Below are 22,957 nucleotides of genomic sequence, written 5' to 3' on the forward strand. Positions count from 1 at the left end.
GGGCACCTGTGGTACCCCGTGCAGAGCATGCTGCACGATGGGCGACACTGAAGGAATGCCGGTTAGCAGTGGCTGGATGATGCGCCTAGCATCATCCCGACCGAATCCGATGCACCCCGAGGATTTCACGTGCGCTTTCGTCTGACCCCCAGGGAGACGAGCTTCTACGACATGTTCGCCGCCTCTGCGGACAACATCGTCACGGGCTCCAAGCTCCTGATGGAACTGCTCGGGGCGGACGCCTCCGCCCGGGCAGAGATCGCCGAGCGTATGCGGGCGGCGGAGCACGCGGGTGATGACGCGACCCACGCGATCTTCCACCAGCTGAACTCCTCGTTCATCACGCCGTTCGACCGCGAGGACATCTACAACCTCGCCTCGTCGCTCGACGACATCATGGACTTCATGGAGGAGGCCGTCGATCTGGTCGTCCTCTACAAGGTCGAGGAACTGCCCAAGGGCGTCGACCAGCAGATCGAGGTGCTGGCGCGGGCGGCGGAGCTGACCGCCGAGGCGATGCCGCACCTGCGGACGATGACCAACCTCACCGAGTACTGGATCGAGGTCAACCGCCTGGAGAACCAGGCCGACCAGATCCACCGCAAGCTGCTGGCGCACCTCTTCAACGGCAAGTACGACGCCATCGAGGTCCTCAAGCTCAAGCAGATCGTGGACATCCTGGAAGAGGCGGCGGATGCCTTCGAGCACGTCGCCAACACGGTCGAGACCATCGCGGTCAAGGAGTCCTGAGCGCCGCCCATGGACACCTTCGCGCTCGTCGTGACCATTGCGGTCGCGCTCGGATTCACCTACACCAACGGCTTCCACGACTCCGCCAACGCCATCGCGACCTCGGTCTCGACGCGGGCGCTGACCCCGCGGGCGGCGCTGGCGATGGCCGCGGTGATGAACCTCGCCGGTGCCTTCCTGGGCAGCGGGGTCGCCAAGACCGTCAGTGAGGGGCTGATCTCCACTCCCCACGGCAGCAAGGGGATGGGCATTCTCTTCGCCGCGCTGCTCGGCGCGGTGGTCTGGAACCTCGTCACCTGGTACTTCGGCCTGCCGTCGTCGTCCTCGCACGCCCTCTTCGGCGGCATGGTCGGTGCGGCCCTCGCCGGCGGCACCACCGTGATCTGGTCCGGGGTGATCGAGAAGGTCGTCCTGCCGATGTTCATCTCGCCCGTCATCGGCCTGGTGCTCGGCTTCCTGGTGATGGTCGTCATCCTCTGGATGTTCCGGAAGGCCAACCCGCACAAGGCCAAGCGCGGCTTCCGGATAGCCCAGACGGTGTCCGCAGCGGGCATGGCGCTCGGCCACGGACTGCAGGACGCCCAGAAGACCATGGGCATCGTGGTGATGGCCCTGGTCATCGCCGATGTCGAGGACCAGAACGCGGCCATCCCGCTGTGGGTGAAGCTGGCCTGCGCCATCACCCTCTCGCTCGGTACGTACGCGGGCGGCTGGCGCATCATGCGCACCCTGGGCCGCCGGATCATCGAGCTGGACCCGCCGCAGGGCTTCGCCGCGGAGACCACGGCCGCCTCGGTCATGTACACCGCGTCGTTCATGTTCCACGCGCCCATCTCCACCACCCATGTCATCACCTCCGCGATCATGGGTGTGGGCTCGACCAAGGGCACCCGCGCGGTGCGCTGGGGCGTCGCCAAGAACATCGTGATGGGCTGGTTCATCACCATGCCGGCCGCGGCGCTGGTCGCCGCGCTCGCGTACTGGGTCGTGGAGCTGGCCTTCGGCTGACCGTGCCGGACCGCTCGTACGGCAGCTGACGAGCACGGCAAATGGGCCCGCCCCCCGGGAAGTGGGGGCGGGCCCTTCGTCGTGCGGTGGCACCGCCATGCAGCACCGCAGGACGCTGGTGGGGGCGGCCCGGCCGCCGTGGGCCGGGCCGCGCGTGCCGCTCAGCCGAAGCGGCCGGAGATGTAGTCCTCCGTGGCCTGGACCGAGGGGTTGGAGAAGATCCGCTCGGTCTCGTCGATCTCGACCAGCTTGCCGGGCTGCCCGACGGCGGCGAGGTTGAAGAACGCCGTACGGTCCGAGACGCGCGCGGCCTGCTGCATGTTGTGCGTCACGATGACGATCGTGAAGCGCTCCTTCAGCTCGCCGATCAGGTCCTCGATGGCGAGGGTGGAGATCGGGTCGAGCGCCGAGCAGGGCTCGTCCATCAGCAGCACCTGCGGCTCGACGGCGATGGCGCGGGCGATGCACAGCCGCTGCTGCTGGCCGCCGGAGAGGCCGGAGCCGGGCTTGTTCAGCCGGTCCTTGACCTCGTTCCAGAGGTTGGCGCCCTTGAGGGAGCGCTCGACGATGTCCTTGAGCTCGCTCTTCTTGTACGAGCCGTTCAGCCGCAGACCGGCCGCGACGTTGTCGAAGATCGACATCGTGGGGAACGGGTTGGGGCGCTGGAAGACCATGCCGACGGTGCGGCGGACGGCGACCGGGTCGACCCCGGAGCCGTAGAGGTTCTCGTCGTCCAGCATCACCTTGCCCTCGACGCGGCCCCCGGGGGTGACCTCGTGCATCCGGTTCAGGGTGCGCAGGAACGTCGACTTGCCGCAGCCGGACGGGCCGATGAAGGCCGTCACGGAGCGCGGCTCGACGGTCATCGAGATGTCGTCGATGGCCTTGTGGCTGCCGTAGTAGGCGGAGAGGCCGCTGACGTCGATTCGCTTGGCCATGGAAATCACTGCTTCTTTCTCACGCGGCGGAGCCGCACATCGAACGGGGCGCTGGTCAGCGGCCGGATTTGGGGGCCTTCCAGCGGGCGATGCCGCGGGCCACCAGGTTGAGGATCATGACGAAGGCGATAAGGACCAGTGCCGCGGCCCAGGCGCGGTCGTACGAGGCCTCGGAACCCTGCTGCCACTGCTGGAAAACGTAGAGCGGCAGCGACTGCTGGGCATCCTCGAAGGGGTTGTTGTTGATGGTCTTGGCGCCCCACACCAGGAGCAGCACGGGCGCCGTCTCCCCGGTGATACGGGCGATGGCGAGCATCACGCCGGTGGTGATGCCGCCGATCGAGGTGGGCAGCACGACCTTGAGGATGGTGCGCCACTTGGGGACGCCGAGGGCCAGCGAGGCCTCGCGCAGCTCGTTCGGGACGAGCTTGAGCATCTCCTCGGTGGAGCGGACCACGACCGGCATCATCAGGATCGCCAGCGCCATCGCGCCGGCGAAGCCGGACGGGCCGAAGCCGAGGATCAGAATCCACACGGAGAGGATGAACAGGCCGGCCACGATCGACGGGATGCCGGTCATCACGTCGACGAAGAAGGTGACGGCCTTGGCGAGCCGGCCGCGGCCGTACTCGACGAGGTAGATCGCGGTGAGCAGACCGATCGGCGCGGCGATCAGGGTGGCCAGGCCGACCTGCTCCAGGGTGCCGATGATCGCGTGGTAGATACCGCCGCCGGGCAGCGCGTCCGGGGTGGTGCCCATCGAGTGCTGCAGGAAGTAGACGTCCAGGACCCTGGTGCCGCGACTGACGGTCTCCCACAGGAGGGAGGCCAGCGGGATGACGGCGGTCAGGAAGGCGATCCAGACCAGGCTGGTGGCCAGCCGGTCCTTGGCCTGCCGGGCGCCCTCGACGGCCGCCGACAGCACGAAGCCGCCGAGGACGAAGAGCGCGGCGGCGATCAGGCCCCACTGGACCGTGCTGTCCAGGCCGGCGCCCAGTCCGATGCCGCAGCCGGCGCCGGCCGCGACCAGCGCGAGGGCCGGCGGGGTCCAGCGCGGCAGCCGGGCCTGCTTGAGGGAGACCGGAAGCGGGCTGCCGCCGTTGGAGACCGCGGGGCGGTCGGTCGTGATACTCATGCGGCGGCTCCCGAGTACTCCTTGCGACGGGCGATGATCAGGCGGGCCGCGCCGTTGACGAGCAGCGTGATCACGAAGAGGACGAGACCGGAGGCGATCAGGGCGTCCTGGCCGAACTGGTCGGCCTCGCTGAACTTGCTGGCGATGTTCTGGGCGAAGGTGCCGCCGCCCGGGTCCAGCAGGCTGGCGTTGATGAGGAAGCTGGGCGAGAGGACCGTGGCGACGGCCATCGTCTCGCCCAGGGCGCGGCCCAGGCCCAGCATGGAGGCGCTGATGATCCCGGAGCGGCCGAAGGGGAGCACCGACGTCCGGATGACTTCCCAGCGGGTGGCGCCGAGGGCCAGCGCGGCCTCCTCGTGCATCTTCGGGACCTGGAGGAACACCTCGCGGCTGACGCTGGTCACGATCGGCAGGATCATGATCGCGAGCAGGATGCCGACGGTGAACAGCGAACGGGCCGCTCCGCCGCCGTACTCGAAGATGCCGGTCCAGCCGAGGTAGTCGTCCAGCCAGGTGTAGAGGCCGGTCAGATGCGGCACGAGGAAGAGCGCGCCCCACAGGCCGTAGATGATGCTGGGCACCGCGGCGAGCAGGTCGATGACGTAGCCGAGCGCCGAGGACAGCTTGCGCGGGGCGTAGTGCGAGATGAACAGCGCGATGCCGACCGCGACCGGGACCGCGATGGCCATCGCGACCACGGAGCTGACGACGGTGCCGAAGGCGAGCACCGCGATGCCGAACTTCGGCTCCGCCCCGCTCGCGTTCCAGTCCAGCGTGGTGAAGAAGTTGGCCGTGTCGCCGGAGAGGGCGAGCACCGAGCGGTAGGTGAGGAAGACCGCGATGGCGGCCATGATCACCAGGAGGGCGATACCGGAGCCCCGGGAGAGCCCGAGGAAGATCCGGTCACCGGGGCGGACCGCCTTGCCCGATATGGCCGAGGGGCCGTCGTGGGGTGGCGGTGGGGTGTCGAGTGTCGAGGAGGCTGTGTTCATGGGTTCTCCGGTCTGCGGAGCCGGGTGGGGCTCCTGGCGCGGCGGTGCACCGGACGGGCGGCGGCCCGAAGGGGGCCCTGGTGAAGGGGCCCCCTTTTGTGGACCGTACGGCGGTTCATGGGCCGCCGCCCGGTAGGTCAGGAGATCTTGGCGACGCTCGCGCGCACCTTGTCGGCGATCTCGGTGGGCAGCGGGGCGTAGCCGAGCTGCTTGAGGGCGCTCTGGCCGTCCTTGCTGGCGATGTAGGTCAGGAAGGACTTGGTGGCGGGCAGCGTCTCGGCCTTGTTGCCCTTGTCGCAGGCGATCTCGTACGTCACCAGGGTGATCGGGTAGGCGCCCTCGGCCTTGGTGGTGTAGTTGAGGTCCAGGGCCAGGTCATCGCCCTTGCCGACCTGCTTGGCCTCGGAGATGGCCTTGGAGGCGTTGTCGACGGTGGCCTCGACCGGCTCCTTGGCGCCGGTGTCCAGCTTGGCCGTCGCGATCTTGCCGGCCGTGGCGTACGACAGCTCGAAGTAGGAGATCGCGCCGCTGGTCTGCTTGACCTGCGAGGAGACACCGGCAGAGCCGGAGGCCGCCTGGCCGCCCTCGCCCTCCCACTTCTTCGCCGGCTCGTGCTTCCAGCCGCCGGCGGCCTTGAGGTACTTGGTGAAGTTGTCGGTGGTGCCCGAGTCGTCGGAGCGGTGGAACGGCTGGATCTTGAGGTCCGGGAGCTTCGCGCCCGGGTTCAGCTGCTTGATCGCCGGGTCGTTCCACTTCTTGATCTCCGAGTTGAAGATCTTCGACAGCGTCTTGGCGTCCAGCACCAGGTCCTCGACGCCGGGGACGTTGTAGCCGACCGCGACCGGGCCGCCGACCATCGGCAGGTCGATGGCCTTGCCGCCCTTGCAGACCTGCTTCGACTTGGTGACCTCGTCGGGCTTGAGGGCCGAGTCGGAGCCGGCGAAGGCGGTCTGGCCCTGGAGGAAGGTGGTGACACCGGCGCCGGAGCCCGTGGGCTGGTAGTTGATCTCGGTGCCCTTGCAGGCGCCCGAGTAGTTCTGCACCCAGACGTCCATGGCGTTCTTCTGCGCGGACGAGCCGGAGGCAAGCAGCTTGCCCTTGCCGTCGCACTTGATGTTGGACGGCTTGGCGGCGGCGCCACCACCGGCGCTGGTGTCGTCGGAGCCGCACGCGGACAGGGCCAGGGCACCGGAGACGGCGAGAGCGCCAACGGCGAGGGCGCGAACCCGGTTCTTGCGCTGAAGCTTCACTGTCGAGAGTTCCTTCCTGGGGCGCGCCGCTTCGTCGGCGTGCGGGATGAGGGCATTGGCGGTCGCGGTCGTGCGAGGCCAGCTAGCCGTGTCGCGCTTGCGCTGAGGGCAGGACGCGCACTCGGTACGGCTGAAATTAGGTAGATCAGGTGAAGCGGCCGATGGAGCGGAGTGAACGCAGGGTGAACCTCGGCCATCGGCTGGGTGCGGGGGGATAACTGCTCACCGACTGGTGCGAAACGGCCCGTCACCCTGTTGAATTACCAGTCGGTATGGCAGCATCCGCGCCTGAGAGAAGGCGCATCGGTGCGGAACGACCGGAGGTGGCTGGTGGGGAGCCAGGGGGCACGGCAGGGCGTTCGGGACGTACGGGGCATGCGGAGGTCACGCGGGGTGAGGGGCGGGCGGCTGGTGGCGTGCACCGCCGTCGTGCTGTGCGTCACGGGGCTGCTCGGTGGCACGGCGACGGCCGCCTACGCCGATGACCCGAAGAACCCCGCGGCCGACGCACGGCGGGCCGGGGAGGCGGCGGCCGCCGCGGACGCGGACGCCCGCCGTCTCGACGACATCCGCAAGAAGATCGAGGGCCTCTACCGCAAGGCCGAGCAGGCCACCGACGCCTACAACGCCGCCGAGGAGCAGGTCGAACTCCAGCAGAAGGAGATCGTCCGGCTCGCGCGCAGCATCGACAGCACCCAGCGCAAGCTGACCGCCCTCAAACGGCAGGCGGGCTCACTGGCCAGCGCCCAGTACCGCGGCGGCGGGCTGCCCTCCGAGGCGAAGCTGATGCTCGACGCCGACCCGGAGGGCTTTCTCGACAATGCCACCCTGGCCCGCAAGGGGCAGCTGGCCGCCAAGCGCGTGATACACCAACTCGCGCTCCTCAAGGGTGACTTGGAGCGGTATTCGGACTCCGCGACGGACCGCTGGGAGCAGCTGGAGGCGCACCGCAAGAAGAAGGAAAGCGCCCGGCGGGACATCAAGAAAAAGATCGACGAGGCAAAGCAGCTGGAATCCCGGCTGGCCGTCAAGGAAAAGGACCGGCTGAAGAAGCTGGAGGACGAGCAGGCCTTCAAGCGGCAGCAGAAGTGGCTCGACTCCGGCGTGCTGAATGACATCAGCAACAAAGCGTCGGCGGCCGGCAAGAAGGCGATTTCCTTCGCCACCGCCCAGCTCGGCAAGGATTACGTGTGGGGCGCCGAGGGGCCGGACACCTTCGACTGCTCCGGACTGACGCTGCGGGCCTGGCAGGCCGGTGGCCACACGATTCCGCGCACCTCGCAGGAGCAGTGGCGGCAGCTGCCCCGGGTCGCCCTGAAGGATATGCGGCCGGGCGATCTGATCATTTATTTCTCGGACGCCAGCCATGTCGGGATGTACCTCGGTAATGGCGCACTTGTGCACGCACCGCGCCCCGGCCGGCAGGTGACGATCACCGGCGCCGGCTCGATGCCGATCCTCGGTGTCGTACGCCCCGATCGGGCGGGCGGACGGTGATGGCGCGCATCACACGGGCGGATAACGACCGGATTGCTTGCTGTCTGAGGGTTGTCGTGGCGTAGCTGAATGCACTCAAGCGGGGTGATGTTCGTCATTCCGCATTCCGCCCTCCCCAGGTCAAATGGCTTATCGGCTCCGGCATATGACGATGGCCGATTGCCGCCGGGCATTCCATACCTCTCCATACTGACGCTATGGTCGCCTGTCAGTGCCCGGTGTACGCCTCACTCATTTGACCGACGAGCGAAGGGAGCCGGGCACGGTGGTGCGCCGGTCGGTGCCCATTGCGCCCCTCGGGGGGAGGGAAGGAAGCAGATCAATGCCCGTACCCGTACCGCACCAGCGGACGGTCGTGCTGCCGCACCAGGCAGGACCGGCGGACGACGCCTGCGCGGACACCGCGCGGGTCGCCGACGCGCCGGGCGCGGGAGACGCGGCCGCCCGGAGCACCGGTGCCGGCCAGGAGCCGGCCGAGGAGCGACTTTCGGCCGACCGCGGACCCCTGCACCAGGGCCTGACCCTGCTCCTCATCGGCGAGAACCCCAACAGCCATGTCCCCGAGATGTGGGACTGGGCCGGCCGCAAGGTGCGCCTGCGGACCGCCCGTAACCTCACCGAGGCCGAGCGGCTGCTCACCGACGACGTGCACTGCATCCTGCTCGACCTGCCCCCGGCGGAGCGCACCGCCGACCGTGACACCGGCGAGACCGGCGCGCCCGGCGACGAGCTGGGCATCCTGCGTGACGTGCTGCGCATGGCGACCTCGCACGCCGTCCTCGTCCTCACCTACGAGACGGACGCCGAGCGCGCCGCCGACGCCGTCCGCGTCGGCGCCCAGGACTACCTCTTCCGCGACGAGCTGGACGGCGCGGTCCTCAGCCGCGCGGTCCGCTACGCCGTCGAACGCAAACGCGCCGACCTCGCCCAGCGCCAGCTGACCGAGTCACGGATGCTCGCCCAGGAGAACGCCCGCCTGGAGCGCGGCCTGCTGCCCACGCCGCTGCTGGACGGCTCCGACCTCCGGTTCGCCGCCTGCTACCGCCCCGGCCGCAGCCGCGCGCTTCTCGGCGGCGACTTCTACGACACCGTCCGCACCCCGGACGGCACCGTGCACGCGATGATCGGCGATGTCTGCGGCCACGGCCCCGACGAGGCCGCCCTCGGCGTCGAGCTGCGGATCGCCTGGCGCGCGCTGACCTTCGCCGGGCTCTGCGGCGACGAGCTGCTCGCCACCCTCCAGAAGGTGCTGGAGCACGAGCGTGCCGACGACGAGATCTTCGCGACGCTGTGCACCGTCGACATCTCCGCGGACGGCCGCCGCGCCGGGCTGTGCCTGGCCGGCCACCCCGCACCGCTGCTGGCCCGGGCCGGCGAGCGCCCGGCACTGCTGCCGTACGAGTTCGGCGGCCCGGCGCTCGGCCTGCTCCCACACGCCCGCTGGCCGCGCCGGCAGGTCGAGCTGGGCGGCTCCTGGAGCCTGATGATGTACACCGACGGCCTGATCGAGGGCCGCATCGGACAGGGCAACCAGCGCCTCGGCCAGGAAGGCATGACCGAGCTGGTCAGCCGGCAGATGGCGGCGGGTCTCAGCGGGGAGGAACTGCTGGACGCGTCGGTCAGGGAGGTCCGCGATCTGAACGGCGGCGAGCTGACGGACGACGTCGCCGTGCTGCTGCTGGACCGGCGGTAACGGAGCCCGCGGGTCCTCCGGGGCGGGAGCCCGGTGCGGGTCAGCGCCCGCCGTTGTAGGGCCCGTACGGCCCGTCCGAGCTGGAGCCGCCGCGGCGCGGGCCGCGGCCGCCACCGGTGACCTCGCGGAGCGCGGGCCGGACGTCAACGGTGTAGACGATCACCGCGATCATGCCGATGACCGGCAGGAACGACATGATCGGCAGAATGAACAGCAGCGCCGTGGCCAGGGCGAGGAAGATCAGCCACATGCCCTTGGTCTGCTTGCTCGCGGCACGGTAGGCGTCCTCACGCCGCACCGCCGCATCGATCAGCATCACCGCGGCATAGACGCCCAGGGCGAGCTGCACCCAGCTCAGAAAGCTCTGGAACCCGTAAATCAGCACGCCTTGCACCGCCCGTTCGCCCGTTGTGTCGTCTCGGTCTCTGCCGCGGCCGTCAGCCGCCCGTGCGGCCCCACCGTACCCGGACAACGGGCCGGGCACCTGAAGTGTGCCCGGCCCGTGCGGTGAATCGGCGCCCCTGGCGCCCTGTGAGCGAGCTCACAGCCCGCTACCTCCTGCGTTCCGCGGTCACTTGGCGGACGGCGGGGTGCTCTTCTTCGCCGGGGCCGGCGCCGGCTTGCGCTGCGCCACCGGCTTCTTCGGCGCGGCCGGCTTGGGCTGCGTCGACGGGGTGGCCTTGGTCTCCGCCTTGGTCCCGTTGGCGGCCTGGGTCTTCGCGCCGCTCTTGGCGGCCGGCTTCTGTGCCGGCTTCTGGGCGGGCTTCCGCACCGGCTCCGGCTCGATCGCCACCGCGAGGTCCTCGACCTGGTCGGCGGCCTCGCCACGCCAGGTCGCCACGGCGCCCCGGCCGCGCTCGGCCAGCTCCTCGTAGCCCTCACGGGCCCGGACGACGGCCTCGGCGGCCCGGCCCACGCCCTGCAGCGCCAGCTCCTGGGCCTGGTCACGGACCTTCTTGATGTCGCCGTCCAGCGACCCCAGCAGCTCGGAGAGCTTCTCCTGCGCGTCCTTGGCCTGCTTGCTGACCAGGGCCTGCACGTCCTTGGGGTCGGTGCTGCGGACGGAGTCGAAGCGCTTGGGCGCCTCGCTCCGGATCTTCTCGACGAACTGCGGGACCTCGCCGAGCTTCTCGGCAGCCAGGTCGACGGTGCCGGCCAGGGCGTACAGCGGGGTCGCGTCGGTCAGGGCCTTGCGGAGGTCATCGGTGTTGATGGCCATGACGTTGTTCCTCCTGGAAACGAAATCGGTTGCTCAGGTGGCGTGCGGGCCGCCGTCGGCCTCTGTCTCTAGGGAGTCCGTGCCGCGCCCGTCCTCATGTCCGCTCGCAGCGGCGTCCTTGCCGCCGTTCCCGAGCCCGTTCTCCTTGCGGAAGGACTCGTAGATCTGCAGCAGGACCTGCTTCTGCCGCTCGTTCAGCGCCGGGTCGGTGAGTATCGCGGTCTGCACCTCGACCCCGTCCAGACCCTGCCGCTCGTCCAGAATCCCGGCCTGGACATACAGCGTCTCCGCGGATATCCGCAGCGCCTTGGCGAGCTGCTGCAGGATCTCCGCGCTCGGCTTGCGCAAGCCGCGCTCGATCTGGCTGAGGTACGGGTTGGACACCCCGGCGGCATCCGCGAGCTGCCGGAGGCTCAGCTGCGCGGTGCGCCGCTGCTCCCGCAGGAACTCGCCGAGATTGCCGACGTTGAGTGATGCCATGCCCCGATGGTGCCTCGGAGTGCTAACTATTGCAAGCAAGCGCTAGCAATAGTGCTCCGGCCGGGTGGGGCGAGGCCGCTCACCCTGGCGGAAAAGCACCGGGCTCACCCCTGGCGCGGGGAACCCTGAAGCATGCGCCCGGACGACTGGTACCTCACCGAAGACCCCGACGACTTCCTCGCCCGCGCCGGAGACTTCCTGCGCTCGCGCCCCGCCCTGCACACCATGCCGCTGACGGTGCTCGAGAAGCTGCGCACAGACGGGGCGGAAGCGTACGGCCCCGGAGCCACCGTCCTCGGCCGGCTGGAGCGGGCGGGCACGGTCCACGCCACCTTCCACCACCTCCCGTCCCGCGGCCTGAGCGTCACCGCGCTCACCCCCGAGCACGCCGACACCCTCGCCGCCCACCTGGCCGCCCTCGGACACGTCCTCCCCTACGTCAGCGCGGACCACGACACCGCCACGGCCTTCGCCGAGGCCTGGCGGCGCCACACCGGGGCGGAGCCGGCGCTCAGCAAGCGGATTCGTCTGTACCGCCTCGGCACGCTCACCCCGCAGGAGCCGGCCCCGGAGGGCCGGGGCCGCGTCGCGGGCGGGCCGGACCACGAGCACGTCGTGCGCTGGTGCGGCGAGTTCACCGACACCGTCGGAGAGGTCCCCGCCGTGGACGCCGGCTCCTGGGCCGGCTCCCGCTTCGCCGACAAGCACTTCACGTTCTGGGAGACCCCGGACGGCACTCCCGTCTCCATGGCGGCCGTGACCTCGATGATCGCCGGCATGGTCCGGGTGGACCCCGTCTACACCCCGGCGCGCCTCCGGGGGCGCGGCTACGCGGGCGCCGTGACGGTCGAGGTGAGCCGGGCCGCGCTGGCCGCGGGCGCCAAGGACGTCGTGCTGTTCGCCGACCCCGCCAACGCCACCAGCAACGCCCTCTACCGGCGCCTCGGATACGTCCCCGTCACCGACTTCGCCGTGTACGACTTCTGAGGGCGGGGGCGTCGCCCGCTTCCGTGGCCCCACAAGGCCCACCGCGCGCCGCCGCTTCGGGAGGAGAGGGCCGTCCGTCCACAGCGGACGGCCTCAAAAAACAAAGGCAAGGAGGTCACCGACTCCTTGCCACTCTCAAGGTATAGCTCACAGGGGGCCTTGCGGCAAGGCCCCCTGCATGCCGCAGAATCGCCCGCCGAAGCAAGGACCTGCGGAAATGGGGGTTGTGATGATCGATGTGATCGTCGTCGGCGGGGGACCGACCGGCTTGATGCTCGCCGCCGAACTGCGGCTGGCCGGAGTCCAGGTGGTCGTGCTGGAGAAGCTCACCGAGCCGACCGGGGAGTCCCGCGGGCAGGGCCTGCACGCACGCAGCGTCGAGATGATGGACCAGCGCGGCCTGCTGGACCGGTTCCTCGCGGTCAGCGAGAAGTTCCAGGTCGGTGGTCTCTTCGGGGGCATCATGAAGCCGTGGCCGGAGCGGCTGGACACGGCGCACCCGTACGGTCTCGCCACCCCGCAGCCGGTCACCGAGCGGCTCCTCAACGAGCGTGCCCTCGAACTCGGTGCCGAGATCCGGCGCGGCTGCGAGGTGGCCGGACTCAGCCAGGACGAGGACGGGGTGACCGTCGAGACCACGGACGGCACGCGCTTGCGTGCGCGCTACCTGGTCGGCTGCGACGGCGGCCGCAGCACGGTGCGCAAGCGGCTCGGCGTCGCCTTCCCCGGTGAACCCGCCACGGTCGAGACGCTGCTGGGCGAGATGGAGGTGGCCGAGGACCCGGAGACCGTCGCCGCCGTCGTCGAGGAGGTCCGCAAGACCCAGCTGCGGTTCGGTGTCGCCCCCGTGAAAAACGGCGTGAGCCGCGTCATCGTGCCCGCCGCGAGGGTGTCCGAGGACCGTGCGGCCCCGACCCTCGACGAGTTCAGGCAGCAGCTGCGGGCCTACGCGGGCACCGACTTCGGTGTGCACTCGCCGCGCTGGCTCTCCCGGTTCGGTGACGCCACCCGGCAGGCCGAGCGCTACCGGGTCGGCCGGGTCCTGCTGGCCGGCGACGCGGCGCACATCCACCCGCCTACGGGCGGGCAGGGACTCAACCTCGGCATCCAGGACGCGTTCAACCTCGGCTGGAAACTGGCCGCGGAGGTCAACGGCTGGGCGCCGGACGGGCTGCTGGACAGCTACCAGACCGAACGGCACCCGGTGGGCGCCCGCGTACTGGAGAACACCCGGGCGCAGATCACGCTGCTGGGGTCCGAGCCGGGGCCGACGGCACTGCGGGGGCTGCTCACGAGGCTGATGGACTTCGAGGAGGTGAACCGGTACGTGACCGAGATGATCACCGCGGTCGGGGTCCGCTACGACCTCGGCGAAGGCCATGACCTGCTCGGCCGCCGGCTGCGGGACGTGCAGCTGAAGCGGGGGCGCCTCTACGAGCTGATGCACGGCGGCCGCGGCCTGCTGCTCGACCGCACCGGGCTGCTCTCGGTGGCGGGCTGGGAGGACCGGATCGACCACATCGTCGACGGGAGCGGGGAACTGGACGTGCCCGCGGTCCTGTTGCGCCCGGACGGCCATGTGGCGTGGGCCGGTGAGGAGCAGGAGGATCTGCTCGGCCCGCTGCGGAAGTGGTTCGGGGCGGCGGCCGGCTGAAGTAGGGGGCGGGCGAGGGGCCGGGCGAGAGGGGCGCGCCGGGGAGGTGGCATGGGCGCCGGGGTGGGGCGCTCACCAGGGACGCTCCCCACGGGCGCTCACTCCTTGAGCCAGAAGCTGACGCCGTCGAGCCAGGCGTCGAGCAGCGGCACCTCACCGGTGATCTCGATGGCGTTGCGCCTGCTGCCGCCGCTGCCGCTGCCGCTGCCGTTGCCGCTGACGCCGTCCCGGCCGTTCCCGCTGCCCGTTCCGGCGTCGTGCGTGGAGCGGCGGCCGTAGAGGAGCAGCAGGAGTTCGGCCAGCGGGGCGCGTACCGCGACCGTGGCCGGGGCGGGCGTGCGGCTCCAGGTGAGGGTGTCGTCGCCGAGGTCGATCAGCCAGTCCGCGGCGGTCTCCGGGGCGGCGTCGGTGGCGTGGAAGTGGAGGGTGCGACCGCCGGACATCACCCCGCGCAGCCCCGGTGTGGTCGCGAAGACCTGCGGCAGGCAGGCGAAGTCCATCCACTCGTCGAGGGCGTCCACGGCGACGTCCCGGTCGACGGCGAAGCCCGGAGCGTGGCCGCCGCTCACGGTGGGAGCGCCGGTGGCGGGAGTCGGTCCGGCGGCGCCAGGCGCGTCGGAGGCGGTGCGCGCACCGCGCAATACGGCAGCATCCACCGTGAACAGCGCGTCGGCGCGGTGGATGACCGTCTCGTGCACCATACGGCGGGCCCAGAACGCCGGCGTCCCACCGGGAGCCACGGTCCACACCCGCGCGTCGGGGCCCGCCGCCCGCAGCGTGTCCGCCAGCTGCCCGGCGCCTTCGGCGAGCCAGGCGTCGAGCGCGGCGAGGTCCTGGCCCGCGGCGCCGGAGACCTCGTTGACGAGTTCCTCGGAGACCGGCCCCGCCGCCCGGGTCCGTACGATCGTCTCCGCCCAGCGATGCGCCCCGCCCAGATGCCACATCAGCTGGCCGAGGTTCCAGCCGGGGCAGGTGGGCACGGGCGTCGTCAGGTCGGCGCCCACGACGCGGGTCCTCAACAGGTCGGTCTGAGCGATGATTTCGGCACAGTGACGGGCATAGCTCAGCGAAGGCATGCCGCCACGGTAGAGCGCCGCCCGGCCGGGACCCAGCGCATTTCCCGGCCCGGCGGGGCTCGGCACGCGCCTACCGCGCCGCCGCCCTGCTCACCGCCCGTCTGCGGGCCGGGCCCCGATGATGACCGTGGCGTACAGCTCCTCGGACTCGGCCACCCTGGGGAGCAGCCCCTCGCGGGCGAAGGCTTCGACCGCCCGCTGTGCCTGCCGCTCGCTCGTCTCGACGAGCAGCTGGCCTCCTGGCGCCAGCCATCGCGGCGCGTCCGCGGTCACCCGTCGCAGCACGTCGAGCCCGTCCGCACCGCCGTCCAGCGCCACCAGCGGTTCGTACTCACGGGCCTCGGGCGGCAGCAGCCCGACCTCTTCGCTCGGTACGTAGGGAACGTTGGCCACCAGGACGTCGATACGTCCCCGGAGCCCGGTGGGCAGCGCGTCGAACAGGTCGCCCTCGTGGACCTCACCCCCGGCGGGAGTGACATTGCGGCGGGCGCAGCGCACCGCGGCGGGCTCGATGTCCGCCGCGTACAGCTCGACCGGGTCCAGGGCGGCGGCCAGTACGGCGCCCACCGCGCCCGATCCGCAGCACAGGTCGACGACGACCGGGGCCCGCCCGGTGCGGTCGGCGGCCCGGCGTCCGAGGCCGACGGCCTGGCCGACGAGGAACTCGGTACGGCGGCGCGGCACGAAGACGCCGGGATCGACGGTGACCCGCAGTCCGCAGAACTCGGCCCAGCCGACGACCTGTTCCAGGGGAAGACCGATGACGCGCCGCTCCACCATGGCGGCGAGTTCGTCCGCCGTGCGTGCGGTGGAGAGGAGCAGCTCCGCCTCGTCCTCGGCGAAGACACAGCCGGCGGCGCGCAGCGTGGAGATGACGGTGGAGCGGGAGTGCGGTGCGGCGAGGGGCGCCGCGAGGGGTGAGGAGAGAGGCGATGGGTGGGACCGCATCGGAGATGACGACATGTGAGCCTTTCGGGGCGCCGAGCGCGCTTCCCGGGTCACCTGTGCCGGACGGTCACCTGCATCGGGCGGACCGCACGGGCGTGAGCCGGGAGCACCTGCCTGGTCTGGCGGGGAATCGGTCTCACCTCCTCGGTCCGTCCACTTCTGGGGGCGCCACACTACCTGACCTGGACCTCGACGCACAGGCGGACGTGGCGCGGACGGCGGACGACTCCCCATCAATTCTCAATGGCTGGAAAGTACTTGTCAGATTGGAAAGTACTTGGCACGCTGAATGAAGGAAGTCGGGGGTAGCTCGGAAACACCCGAGCGCGACGCGCAGACCGGTAGACGCGAGTCGGGCGGCGCGGGGCGCGACTCCACGACTCCCGAAGGGGAACGGCGGCGCCGGAGGAACCGGCGCTGACGGGGCATCAGTCAGGGGGGACTGGCATGACGGAGTACGCCTCACGGGACGCGGCGGCCGCACTGGCCCGGGTGAAGGAGCTGGGCTCGACAGTGCGGAACGGCACGAAGTGGTACGTCTGGTATCAGGTGATCTTCGGGTGCGCGGCCGCGGTCATGGTGCTGTGCATCGGCCTGCTGGGCCGGCCTCACGGGGTGGCGATCGGCACCGGCGCCTGGGTCGCCGTCGTCGTGGCACTGTCGGTCTACGCTTCCCGGCAGCGCGTCTCCCGGCGCGGATTCGGGCGGTGGCACGCCGGTCTGATCACGGCATGGGCGGTGCTCTACCTCGCGGTGCTGCTGCCCGGCGTCTTCTGGTTCGAGGGTGCCGTGTCGTGGTGGGTGCCCGGCGCAGTGGTGGTGGCCCTTCCCGGGCTGATAGGCGGCTATGTGGAGGCGCGACGGTGACCGAACCGCGTCACGGGGCACATCCGCGTCATGAGCTGGACGAGGTGATCCACGCCCCGGTCCGCTTCTCCATCGTGGCGACCCTGGCAGCCGCCGACAAGGCCGAGTTCGCCTTCGTCCGCGACACCGTCGAGGTGAGCGACTCGGTCCTGTCCCGGCAGGTCACCACCCTGGAGAAGGCCGGCTATGTCGCCGTCACCAAGGGATACGTCGGCAAGCGCCCACGGACCTGGCTCGCCCTGACGCCCGGCGGCCGCACCGCCTTCGCCGCACACTGCCAGGCGCTACGGGCCATAGCGGGGGAGGCGGCTGACGGCCGCTGACGGCGGTCGACGGCGACTGGCTGCGGCTGACGGCAGTCGACGGCAGGGGACGGCGGGTGCGGCTACTGAGGTCGGGTGCGCCGGGGCGAGCACGCCACGCGGAATACGTCGATCCCGCCGCCCCAACCCACTCCCACGGATGGCTTGTTGACTTGGAGAGCGCTCCAACTCATACCGTCCGGGACAGGGTTCCGCGACCGGCCGACCTGTGGATACCCGACTCGGGGCAGTTCAGGGCTCAGCGGTTCGCGGCCGGGACCAGAGCGCTGGGCTCAGCTTCCGGGGCCCAGATCCATCCGCCGTACGTCCGAGAGGTAGCAGCAGCCATGACCACGACGAGCAACCCGACGAACGCCCGGGCGCGGGTCCCGGCCGAGATCCCGACGCGTCGCCTCGGTGACCTGGAGGTTTCCGCGCAGGGCCTCGGCTGCATGGGTATGAGCCACGGCTACGGCGCGTCCGACGACGCGCAGTCGGCCGCGACCATCAACCATGCGCTCGACCTCGGCGTCAGCCTCCTGGACACCTCCGACTTCTACGGCGCGGGACACAACGAGGAGCTGATCGGCCGGGCCATCTCCGGCCGGCGGGACGAGGTGGTGCTGGCGACGAAGTTCGGATTCGCCAACCGACTCGGCGAGCCGACCGCGATCCGGGGCGACGCCGCCTATGTACGCGAGGCCTGCGAGGCCTCGCTGCGCCGGCTCGGCGTCGATCACATCGACCTCTACTACCAGCACCGCGTCGACCCCGAGGTGCCGATCGAGGAGACCGTCGGCGCGATGGCCGAGCTTGTCGCGGCCGGCAAGGTGCGCCACCTCGGCCTGTCCGAGGCGAGTGCGGCGACCCTCCGCCGGGCGCACGCGGTGCATCCGATCGCCGCGCTGCAGAGCGAGTGGTCGCTGTGGACCCGCGACCTGGAGGACGAGATCGCACCGGTGTGCCGTGAACTCGGCATCGGCCTGGTGCCGTTCTCCCCGCTCGGGCGCGGATTCCTGACCGGGCGCTACACCTCGGTGAAGGGCCTGCCGGAGTCCGACGTACGCCGCAGCCAGCCACGCTTCGCCGACGGCAACCTGGAGCAGAACCTGGCCATCGTGGAGAAGCTCGACGAACTCGCCGCCGAGAAGGGCGTCAGCGCCGGACAGCTCGCCCTGGCCTGGGTGCAGCACCGTGGCGCCGATGTCGTACCGATCCCCGGCACCCGGCGCCAGAAGTACCTGGAGGAGAACCTCGGCGCCCTCGCCATCGACCTGACCCCCGAGGAACTCACCGCGATCGACGCCGCCGCCCCCGTGGCCCGCATAGCCGGAACGCGCTACGACGCGGCCAACATGACGTTCGTCGAGGGGTGACGGGGCGCGGACGTCGACGGGTGACGGGCAACGAGGGGGAGGAAGGGGGGAAGCGGGCCAGGAGCCAGATCCCGGAGCCGGAAGCCGGAGCCAGACCCCGGAGCCGTCCTCACTCCGGGGGCATGACCTCGTACAGGTTGTGGGAGTCGTCGCTGAAGAAGAGGCCGCGGGCGCACAGGGGGTGGTCGGTGCGGCCGTTGTCCGGGGCGGCGGGGTCGTTGCCGTACGGGATGCCGGCGGCCTGGAGGCGGGCGAGGATGCCGTCGAACGTCTCGGGGTCGACGTCGAAGGCGAGGTGATGGCCCTCGGTGTCCGGTGCGGTCATGAAGTCGAGGGTGAGGGTCTCGTTCACCCGGACCGGCAGGAAGTGCCCCCGGCGGCCGGCGGGCGGGAGTTCCGGCAGGCCCATGACCGAGGCGAAGAAGCGGGCGGCCACGCGGTGATCGGTGGCGGGGACGATGGTGTGGTTGAGGGTCACGGCCATCAGGCGCTCCCTGGGGCGTTGAGGGTGCCGTGCAGCAGTACGGCGATGAGTTCGTCGGGTGTGAGCGGTGCGTCGGCGTCCGGCATCGGGGTCTGGAGCTGGGTGAAGAGCAGGCCCAGAAAGGCGGCGGCGACCTTCTCGGGGCTCAGGCGGAAGGCGGCCCGGTCGGGTTCGAGCAGCTCGACGACGGCGTTGCGCAGGGCGACGAGGGACTGCGCCCGGCTGTCCGGCGGAGGCGCCTCACCGTCCGGGGTGGCGTCCGGCCCGGCGCCGGGGCCGCGTGCCCGGCGGTGCCCCGAGGCGTGGAGGGCGCGGACGACGGTGCCCATACGTTCCATATGGGCGCGCAGTGCCTCGGCGGCCTGGGCCAGTCGGTCGGCGAGCGGTTCGTCCAGCGAGACCGAGGCGAGTTCGCGCAGCACATGGTCGGTGCCGACCGCCTCGGCGACGCAGGCGTCCAGCACCTCGTCCTTGTCCTTGAAGGCCCGGAAGATCGTGGCTTCCCCGATACCGGCGGCCCGGGCGATCCGGCTGGTGGTGACGGCCGCGCCGTACTCCGCCACGAGTGGCAGCGCGGCAGCCACGATCATGGCCCGCCGCTCCTCGACGCTCATGCCGGGGGCGCGCTTGCGGGAGGTGGGTGGTGTCATGCCCCCATAGTGCGGAGTGAGTACTCACTCCGCACTATGGGGGCGCGACTTTCCGCCCCGCTCCTTAGACTTCTTTCAGCGCGACAGGCTTCTTGCAGTGCGACGAGGCCGGTCCCGACGGCCGCTGTTCCCGGGCCGTCGCCCGTACGGAAGGACGGCGCGCCATGGACTGGAAGCTCGAACTGGTGCCGGTTCCGGTCACCGATGTGGAACGGGCGAAGCGCTTCTACAGCGAGCAGGTGGGCTTCGCCGTCGATCACGACATGTGCATCGGCGACGAGGCGCGCATCGTGCAGCTGACGCCGCCGGGGTCGGGCTGCTCGATCGTCATCGGCGCGGGCAGCGGCGTCACGGAGGTACCGCCCGGCTCGCTGCAGGGGCTTCAACTGGTGGTCTCCGACATCGCCGCGGCCCGCGCGCAACTGGTCGAACGGGGAGTGCCGGCCGGCCCCGTGCAGCACGTCGAGGACGGCACGATGGCCGACGGCCCCGGCGGGGCATGGAACTCGTTCGTCTACTTCACCGACCCCGACGGCAACGGCTGGGCGCTCCAGGAGCGACCCTCGGCGGGCTGAGGCGACGGACGGGCGCTTTCTGGGCGGCGGGCTGAGGTGGGTTGAGGCGACGGGTGCTTGCGGCGGTGGGTTGAGCCGGCTGGCCGAGTCGGCAGGTTGAGACAAGGAGTTGCGTCGGCGAGCGGGTGGCGGGCTCGAACGGGCCGGGCGGACACTCGGCGGAGTCGGATCGCGCGGTGGGCGGGATCGCTGCAACGCTTCGCGCCACGCCCTGGCTGGGACTGGCGGACTCGGCGGACCGGGTGGAGTCGGCGGACCGGGTGGAGTCGGCGGGCGTGGGTGGGCTCACGCGATCTGCCGGCACCTCCTTGTCCGCGGCTCCTACGATCGGCGCATGACGACGGTTCAGGAAGACTTTCTGCGGACCTTTCATGCCGCCCACCCCTCGGTGACCGCACGGGCGATGGCTCACGGGCGGGCCGCCGACGGCCGTTCCAGTTACGAGCTGCTGCGGGACCGGGTGTCGGCGTGCGACCGGGTGTTGGACCTCGGCTGCGGCGACGGGTTGTTGCTGGAACTTCTCGCCGGGCGGGCAGCGGGCGCGCCCTCGGTGCTCGCCGGAGTCGACCTTTCCGTCGAGGAGTTGGCGTTGGCCCGTCGTCGTCCGGGCGTGGGCCGGGCAGCGCTCCTGGCCGGCCGGGCGCAGCAACTTCCCTTCACCAACGCCCGGTTCGACGGCTGCGTATCCCATATGGCGCTGATGCTGATGAGCGAGGCGGAACGGGTCGCGACGGAGTTGGCGCGGGTGCTGGAGCCGGGGGGCACGCTGGCCGCCGTGCTGGGGGCCGGTGCGGCGGGTGGCGGGGCGGTCGAGCGGTTTCTGCAACTGGCGCGCCCGCTGTTCGAGGCGGCGCCCGAGGCGCAACGGATTCCGCCGCTCGGGGACCGTCGGCTGCGGACCCGCGAGGGCTTCGACGCGGTCTTCGGCCCGGCCGGATTCGGCCCGGCGGAGTGGGAGACCGTACGGATCGACCTGACCTGCCCGCCGGAAAGGGTCTGGCAGACGGCGGGCACGTACTACGACGTCGGGCCGCTCGACGCCGTGGTCAGGGCGGATCTGCGGGCCCGCTTCGAAGCGGAGTTGGCGGGGATGGCGCTGCCGGACGGGAGCATTCCGTGCGGGATGAACGTGCATGTCGTGACGGCGGTGCGGCAGGGCTCCTGAGGGGCGAATTCGGGTTGCCCGGGCCCGTTCTGATGCGCTTGCATTGGAACGGCCCGCGACGCATGAACGGGGCCTGGGCCGGGCCTGGTTCAACGGGCGGGGCCGACAAAGCGGCGAAGAGCTGACGAGCGGTGAGGCGGGGCGGTATGGCGTCGATGGCGAGCGACGAGGAGCGGGTGGCGCGGGCGGAGGAGATGCTGCGGGTGTACGGGCTGTCCGAAGCGGGCTGGCGGCGGAGCCCGGGCGGGAATCTGCGGGAGGTGCTGCGGGACCTCATGCAGTGGTGCGACGCCACGCAGCACGACTTCGAGCGGGCCCTGACCGCCGCTCGCGCGGAGCGTGCGGCGGAATCCGCCGGGGCGGCCGGGGGTGCCGAAGTGGCCGGGGGCGCCGGAGATACGCGGTCCGCCGGGGATGCTCGGGCTGCCGGAGCCGCCAACTGAGTGCGGTCGCCGAGGCCGAGACCTGGGGGCAGTCGCCGAGGCCGACGGCTGGGGGAGTCACCGAGGCTGACAACCGACTGCAGCCACCGAAGTCGACTGCCGACCACAGGCGCGAAAGCCGACGGCCGACGGCCTACCGTCGCCGTCGCCGTCGCCGTCGCCGTCGCCGTCAAAGTCGGCAACTGGGTGCGCGCCCCTCGCTGACCAGGTGCTCGGCTGCGTCGAGCGGGCCCGTAAGGGGCGTGTGGCGCGTGGGTGTTCACAGGCCCTGGGCGGCCATCCACTCCGGGTCGGGGGCGATGTTCTGGAGTACCTCGATCAGGGTGCCCTCGGGGGCCCAGACGTTGAAGCGGCGCTGGCCCCACGGCTCGTCCCGCAAGGGTTCGGCGAGGGGGACGCCCTTGGCGCGCAGGGTGGCCTCCTCGGCTGCGGCGTCCGTCACGAGGAAGCCGAGCAGGGCGCCGCCGGTCTCCTGGGTGCGGAAGCCCGCGGGCATGGCCTCGTGGCCCCGCTGAACGAAGTCCAGGGTGTAGTCCGTGTGTTGGGGGTGCTGGAGGGAGGTGTACCAGCCCAGTTCCGCCAGGGGGCGGAAGCCGAAGTGGTCGGTGTAGAAGCGGGTGCTGGCGGCGACGTCGTCGGTGAGCAGGGCGGTGCCGAGTTTGGCGATGCGCATGGTGATCCTCTCCGTTGGCGACGGACGGCCCGCGCGCAACAACTCCAACTGTAGTACTTCGTGTGTAGTGGTTGCTGGGAATTTCGGGAGGAGTTTTTCGAGGGTGCCGGAGCAAGCCCGGGAATCCGGAGCAGGAGAGAGGAGATCCGCGAGATGGAGCGGGATAGAGCGAGGTGGAGCGAGGTGGACGACATGGTGCGTGACCCCGAGAGGCGGGTCGTGCTGGTGGATGCCGCGATCGAGGTGCTGGCGCGGGACGGTGCGCGCGGGCTGACGTTCCGGGCCGTCGAGGCGGTCGCGGGTGTGCCGGACGGCACCGCCTCCCGCTGCTTCGCCGACCGGGACGATCTGCTGGCCCAGGCCACCGCGCGGATACACGAGCGCATCGCGCCGGACCCGGGCGAGGTCACCGCGGTGATGGCCGTGCCGCCGAGCCGGGAACTGGTCGCCGAGCTGATGCGGTGGATCAACCGCCGGGTGGCCGAGAACCGCACCGGCTATCTGGCGATGCTGGAGCTGCGCCTGGAGGCGACCCGGCGGCCCGAACTGCGGGCGGAGCTGGCCCGGGTCATCCGGGCGACGCTCCATGACGACATCCGCTGCCACCTGGAGGGCGGGCTGCCGGGTGACCGTACCGGCGTGATGCTGATCTACCTCGCCATGACGGGGCTGACGCTGGAGCAGCTGACGCTGCCCGGGGTGGTTGTGCCGGACGAGGAGGCAGAGGGGCTGATCTCGGCACTCGTCGACCGTGCGATCGGTCCGGAAGAAGAGAAGGAGCGGGTGTCCTAGGGG

25 protein-coding genes are annotated in these 22,957 nt (G+C 70.9%); 13 read left to right on the forward strand and 12 right to left on the reverse strand.

The window, feature by feature from the left end; translation table 11 throughout:
• Nucleotides 1-129: 129 nt before the first annotated feature.
• Both ACWC9R_RS18780 and ACWC9R_RS18785 read left to right on the forward strand, forming a co-directional pair.
• Complete coding sequence (locus ACWC9R_RS18780; RefSeq protein WP_026170326.1) at nt 130-750, forward strand: DUF47 domain-containing protein; 621 nt, start codon at nt 130-132, stop codon at nt 748-750.
• Between the two features lie 9 nt (nt 751-759).
• Entirely contained in the window at nt 760-1,758 is a 999-nt protein-coding gene (locus ACWC9R_RS18785; RefSeq protein ID WP_450732835.1) for an anion permease, read from the forward strand.
• A 161-nt stretch (nt 1,759-1,919) separates the two neighbouring features.
• Here the strand turns inward: ACWC9R_RS18785 and pstB are convergent, their stop codons facing one another.
• The 4 genes from pstB to pstS all read right to left on the reverse strand — a co-directional run bounded on the left by pstB (nt 1,920) and on the right by pstS (nt 6,073).
• A complete protein-coding gene (pstB, locus tag ACWC9R_RS18790; RefSeq protein WP_093484528.1) occupies nt 1,920-2,696 on the reverse strand; it encodes a phosphate ABC transporter ATP-binding protein PstB in 777 nt (258 codons plus the stop codon).
• A 55-nt stretch (nt 2,697-2,751) separates the two neighbouring features.
• Nucleotides 2,752-3,831 (reverse strand): phosphate ABC transporter permease PstA, encoded by a 1,080-nt coding sequence (gene pstA, locus ACWC9R_RS18795; RefSeq protein WP_450732838.1) that lies wholly within the window; start codon nt 3,829-3,831, stop codon nt 2,752-2,754.
• The gene (gene pstC, locus ACWC9R_RS18800) at nt 3,828-4,823 is read right to left on the reverse strand and encodes a phosphate ABC transporter permease subunit PstC (protein ID WP_450732840.1); all 996 of its coding nucleotides are present in this window, start codon (nt 4,821-4,823) and stop codon (nt 3,828-3,830) included. Before pstC ends, pstA begins: the two co-directional genes overlap by 4 nt.
• Before the next feature lie 137 nt (nt 4,824-4,960).
• Nucleotides 4,961-6,073 (reverse strand): phosphate ABC transporter substrate-binding protein PstS, encoded by a 1,113-nt coding sequence (gene pstS, locus ACWC9R_RS18805; RefSeq protein WP_450732842.1) that lies wholly within the window; start codon nt 6,071-6,073, stop codon nt 4,961-4,963.
• A 411-nt stretch (nt 6,074-6,484) separates the two neighbouring features.
• Between pstS and ACWC9R_RS18810 the strand changes: the two genes are divergently transcribed.
• Both ACWC9R_RS18810 and ACWC9R_RS18815 read left to right on the forward strand, forming a co-directional pair.
• A complete protein-coding gene (locus ACWC9R_RS18810; RefSeq protein WP_362611279.1) occupies nt 6,485-7,570 on the forward strand; it encodes a C40 family peptidase in 1,086 nt (361 codons plus the stop codon).
• A gap of 322 nt (nt 7,571-7,892) precedes the next feature.
• Nucleotides 7,893-9,263 (forward strand): PP2C family protein-serine/threonine phosphatase, encoded by a 1,371-nt coding sequence (locus ACWC9R_RS18815; protein WP_450732844.1) that lies wholly within the window; start codon nt 7,893-7,895, stop codon nt 9,261-9,263.
• Nucleotides 9,264-9,303: 40 nt separating this feature from the next.
• Here ACWC9R_RS18815 and ACWC9R_RS18820 read toward each other — a convergent pair whose 3' ends face one another.
• The 3 genes from ACWC9R_RS18820 to ACWC9R_RS18830 form a co-directional block, all read right to left on the reverse strand.
• Complete coding sequence (locus ACWC9R_RS18820; protein WP_450732846.1) at nt 9,304-9,648, reverse strand: DUF2516 family protein; 345 nt, start codon at nt 9,646-9,648, stop codon at nt 9,304-9,306.
• Nucleotides 9,649-9,834: 186 nt separating this feature from the next.
• Complete coding sequence (locus tag ACWC9R_RS18825) at nt 9,835-10,482, reverse strand: hypothetical protein (protein WP_450732848.1); 648 nt, start codon at nt 10,480-10,482, stop codon at nt 9,835-9,837.
• A 33-nt stretch (nt 10,483-10,515) separates the two neighbouring features.
• Nucleotides 10,516-10,962 carry a helix-turn-helix domain-containing protein gene (locus tag ACWC9R_RS18830; RefSeq protein WP_362611269.1) on the reverse strand — a complete coding sequence of 149 codons (447 nt, stop codon included), beginning with the start codon at nt 10,960-10,962 and terminating at the stop codon, nt 10,516-10,518.
• 132 nt (nt 10,963-11,094) lie between these two features.
• Here ACWC9R_RS18830 and ACWC9R_RS18835 point away from each other — a divergent pair, with 132 nt between their 5' ends.
• Both ACWC9R_RS18835 and rox read left to right on the forward strand, forming a co-directional pair.
• The gene (locus ACWC9R_RS18835; protein ID WP_450732850.1) at nt 11,095-11,949 is read left to right on the forward strand and encodes a GNAT family N-acetyltransferase; all 855 of its coding nucleotides are present in this window, start codon (nt 11,095-11,097) and stop codon (nt 11,947-11,949) included.
• A gap of 229 nt (nt 11,950-12,178) precedes the next feature.
• Complete coding sequence (gene rox, locus ACWC9R_RS18840) at nt 12,179-13,603, forward strand: rifampin monooxygenase (RefSeq protein ID WP_450732981.1); 1,425 nt, start codon at nt 12,179-12,181, stop codon at nt 13,601-13,603.
• A 98-nt stretch (nt 13,604-13,701) separates the two neighbouring features.
• Here the strand turns inward: rox and ACWC9R_RS18845 are convergent, their stop codons facing one another.
• Both ACWC9R_RS18845 and ACWC9R_RS18850 read right to left on the reverse strand, forming a co-directional pair.
• Nucleotides 13,702-14,679 carry a maleylpyruvate isomerase N-terminal domain-containing protein gene (locus ACWC9R_RS18845; RefSeq protein WP_450732852.1) on the reverse strand — a complete coding sequence of 326 codons (978 nt, stop codon included), beginning with the start codon at nt 14,677-14,679 and terminating at the stop codon, nt 13,702-13,704.
• Between the two features lie 90 nt (nt 14,680-14,769).
• Nucleotides 14,770-15,627, reverse strand: coding sequence for a putative protein N(5)-glutamine methyltransferase (locus ACWC9R_RS18850; protein ID WP_450732854.1), 858 nt, complete (start codon nt 15,625-15,627; stop codon nt 14,770-14,772).
• Between the two features lie 447 nt (nt 15,628-16,074).
• Here ACWC9R_RS18850 and ACWC9R_RS18855 point away from each other — a divergent pair, with 447 nt between their 5' ends.
• The 3 genes from ACWC9R_RS18855 to ACWC9R_RS18865 all read left to right on the forward strand — a co-directional run bounded on the left by ACWC9R_RS18855 (nt 16,075) and on the right by ACWC9R_RS18865 (nt 18,172).
• The gene (locus ACWC9R_RS18855; protein ID WP_450732856.1) at nt 16,075-16,494 is read left to right on the forward strand and encodes a hypothetical protein; all 420 of its coding nucleotides are present in this window, start codon (nt 16,075-16,077) and stop codon (nt 16,492-16,494) included.
• Nucleotides 16,491-16,817, forward strand: a complete 327-nt coding sequence (locus ACWC9R_RS18860) for a winged helix-turn-helix domain-containing protein (protein ID WP_450732858.1) — start codon at nt 16,491-16,493, stop codon at nt 16,815-16,817. Before ACWC9R_RS18855 ends, ACWC9R_RS18860 begins: the two co-directional genes overlap by 4 nt.
• Before the next feature lie 326 nt (nt 16,818-17,143).
• Nucleotides 17,144-18,172 (forward strand): aldo/keto reductase, encoded by a 1,029-nt coding sequence (locus ACWC9R_RS18865; RefSeq protein WP_450732860.1) that lies wholly within the window; start codon nt 17,144-17,146, stop codon nt 18,170-18,172.
• 109 nt (nt 18,173-18,281) lie between these two features.
• On the opposite strand, the gene ACWC9R_RS18870 is transcribed toward ACWC9R_RS18865, so the two are convergent.
• Both ACWC9R_RS18870 and ACWC9R_RS18875 read right to left on the reverse strand, forming a co-directional pair.
• Nucleotides 18,282-18,656: a VOC family protein gene (locus ACWC9R_RS18870; protein WP_450732862.1), complete on the reverse strand. Its 375-nt coding sequence runs from the start codon at nt 18,654-18,656 to the stop codon at nt 18,282-18,284.
• Nucleotides 18,656-19,246, reverse strand: coding sequence for a TetR/AcrR family transcriptional regulator (locus ACWC9R_RS18875; RefSeq protein ID WP_450732983.1), 591 nt, complete (start codon nt 19,244-19,246; stop codon nt 18,656-18,658). The genes ACWC9R_RS18870 and ACWC9R_RS18875 overlap by 1 nt, the downstream gene beginning before the upstream one ends.
• Before the next feature lie 224 nt (nt 19,247-19,470).
• Between ACWC9R_RS18875 and ACWC9R_RS18880 the strand changes: the two genes are divergently transcribed.
• From ACWC9R_RS18880 to ACWC9R_RS18890, 3 genes are all read left to right on the forward strand, one after another.
• Complete coding sequence (locus ACWC9R_RS18880; protein WP_450732864.1) at nt 19,471-19,881, forward strand: VOC family protein; 411 nt, start codon at nt 19,471-19,473, stop codon at nt 19,879-19,881.
• Nucleotides 19,882-20,215: 334 nt separating this feature from the next.
• Nucleotides 20,216-21,046 carry a class I SAM-dependent methyltransferase gene (locus tag ACWC9R_RS18885; protein WP_450732866.1) on the forward strand — a complete coding sequence of 277 codons (831 nt, stop codon included), beginning with the start codon at nt 20,216-20,218 and terminating at the stop codon, nt 21,044-21,046.
• A gap of 146 nt (nt 21,047-21,192) precedes the next feature.
• Nucleotides 21,193-21,489, forward strand: a complete 297-nt coding sequence (locus ACWC9R_RS18890; RefSeq protein ID WP_450732867.1) for a hypothetical protein — start codon at nt 21,193-21,195, stop codon at nt 21,487-21,489.
• A 259-nt stretch (nt 21,490-21,748) separates the two neighbouring features.
• Here the strand turns inward: ACWC9R_RS18890 and ACWC9R_RS18895 are convergent, their stop codons facing one another.
• The gene (locus tag ACWC9R_RS18895) at nt 21,749-22,162 is read right to left on the reverse strand and encodes a VOC family protein (RefSeq protein WP_450732869.1); all 414 of its coding nucleotides are present in this window, start codon (nt 22,160-22,162) and stop codon (nt 21,749-21,751) included.
• Between the two features lie 192 nt (nt 22,163-22,354).
• Here ACWC9R_RS18895 and ACWC9R_RS18900 point away from each other — a divergent pair, with 192 nt between their 5' ends.
• Nucleotides 22,355-22,954, forward strand: a complete 600-nt coding sequence (locus ACWC9R_RS18900; RefSeq protein ID WP_450732871.1) for a TetR/AcrR family transcriptional regulator — start codon at nt 22,355-22,357, stop codon at nt 22,952-22,954.
• Nucleotides 22,955-22,957: the final 3 nt, after the last annotated feature.

The organism is Streptomyces sp. NPDC001219, assembly GCF_053597915.1.

What these genes read in the sequence shown, in the direction of transcription:
- ACWC9R_RS18785 (WP_450732835.1), top strand. Translation starts at nt 760, where the DNA reads ATGGACACCTTCGCGCTCGTCGTGACCATTGCGGTCGCGCTCGGATTC.
- pstB (WP_093484528.1), bottom strand. Translation starts at nt 2,696, where the DNA reads ATGGCCAAGCGAATCGACGTCAGCGGCCTCTCCGCCTACTACGGCAGC.
- pstA (WP_450732838.1), bottom strand. Translation starts at nt 3,831, where the DNA reads ATGAGTATCACGACCGACCGCCCCGCGGTCTCCAACGGCGGCAGCCCG.
- pstC (WP_450732840.1), bottom strand. Translation starts at nt 4,823, where the DNA reads ATGAACACAGCCTCCTCGACACTCGACACCCCACCGCCACCCCACGAC.
- ACWC9R_RS18815 (WP_450732844.1), top strand. Translation starts at nt 7,893, where the DNA reads ATGCCCGTACCCGTACCGCACCAGCGGACGGTCGTGCTGCCGCACCAG.
- ACWC9R_RS18825 (WP_450732848.1), bottom strand. Translation starts at nt 10,482, where the DNA reads ATGGCCATCAACACCGATGACCTCCGCAAGGCCCTGACCGACGCGACC.
- ACWC9R_RS18830 (WP_362611269.1), bottom strand. Translation starts at nt 10,962, where the DNA reads ATGGCATCACTCAACGTCGGCAATCTCGGCGAGTTCCTGCGGGAGCAG.
- ACWC9R_RS18835 (WP_450732850.1), top strand. Translation starts at nt 11,095, where the DNA reads ATGCGCCCGGACGACTGGTACCTCACCGAAGACCCCGACGACTTCCTC.
- rox (WP_450732981.1), top strand. Translation starts at nt 12,179, where the DNA reads ATGATCGATGTGATCGTCGTCGGCGGGGGACCGACCGGCTTGATGCTC.
- ACWC9R_RS18845 (WP_450732852.1), bottom strand. Translation starts at nt 14,679, where the DNA reads ATGCCTTCGCTGAGCTATGCCCGTCACTGTGCCGAAATCATCGCTCAG.
- ACWC9R_RS18850 (WP_450732854.1), bottom strand. Translation starts at nt 15,627, where the DNA reads ATGCGGTCCCACCCATCGCCTCTCTCCTCACCCCTCGCGGCGCCCCTC.
- ACWC9R_RS18855 (WP_450732856.1), top strand. Translation starts at nt 16,075, where the DNA reads ATGACGGAGTACGCCTCACGGGACGCGGCGGCCGCACTGGCCCGGGTG.
- ACWC9R_RS18865 (WP_450732860.1), top strand. Translation starts at nt 17,144, where the DNA reads ATGACCACGACGAGCAACCCGACGAACGCCCGGGCGCGGGTCCCGGCC.
- ACWC9R_RS18870 (WP_450732862.1), bottom strand. Translation starts at nt 18,656, where the DNA reads ATGGCCGTGACCCTCAACCACACCATCGTCCCCGCCACCGATCACCGC.
- ACWC9R_RS18875 (WP_450732983.1), bottom strand. Translation starts at nt 19,246, where the DNA reads ATGATCGTGGCTGCCGCGCTGCCACTCGTGGCGGAGTACGGCGCGGCC.
- ACWC9R_RS18880 (WP_450732864.1), top strand. Translation starts at nt 19,471, where the DNA reads ATGGACTGGAAGCTCGAACTGGTGCCGGTTCCGGTCACCGATGTGGAA.
- ACWC9R_RS18885 (WP_450732866.1), top strand. Translation starts at nt 20,216, where the DNA reads ATGACGACGGTTCAGGAAGACTTTCTGCGGACCTTTCATGCCGCCCAC.
- ACWC9R_RS18890 (WP_450732867.1), top strand. Translation starts at nt 21,193, where the DNA reads ATGGCGTCGATGGCGAGCGACGAGGAGCGGGTGGCGCGGGCGGAGGAG.
- ACWC9R_RS18895 (WP_450732869.1), bottom strand. Translation starts at nt 22,162, where the DNA reads ATGCGCATCGCCAAACTCGGCACCGCCCTGCTCACCGACGACGTCGCC.
- ACWC9R_RS18900 (WP_450732871.1), top strand. Translation starts at nt 22,355, where the DNA reads ATGGTGCGTGACCCCGAGAGGCGGGTCGTGCTGGTGGATGCCGCGATC.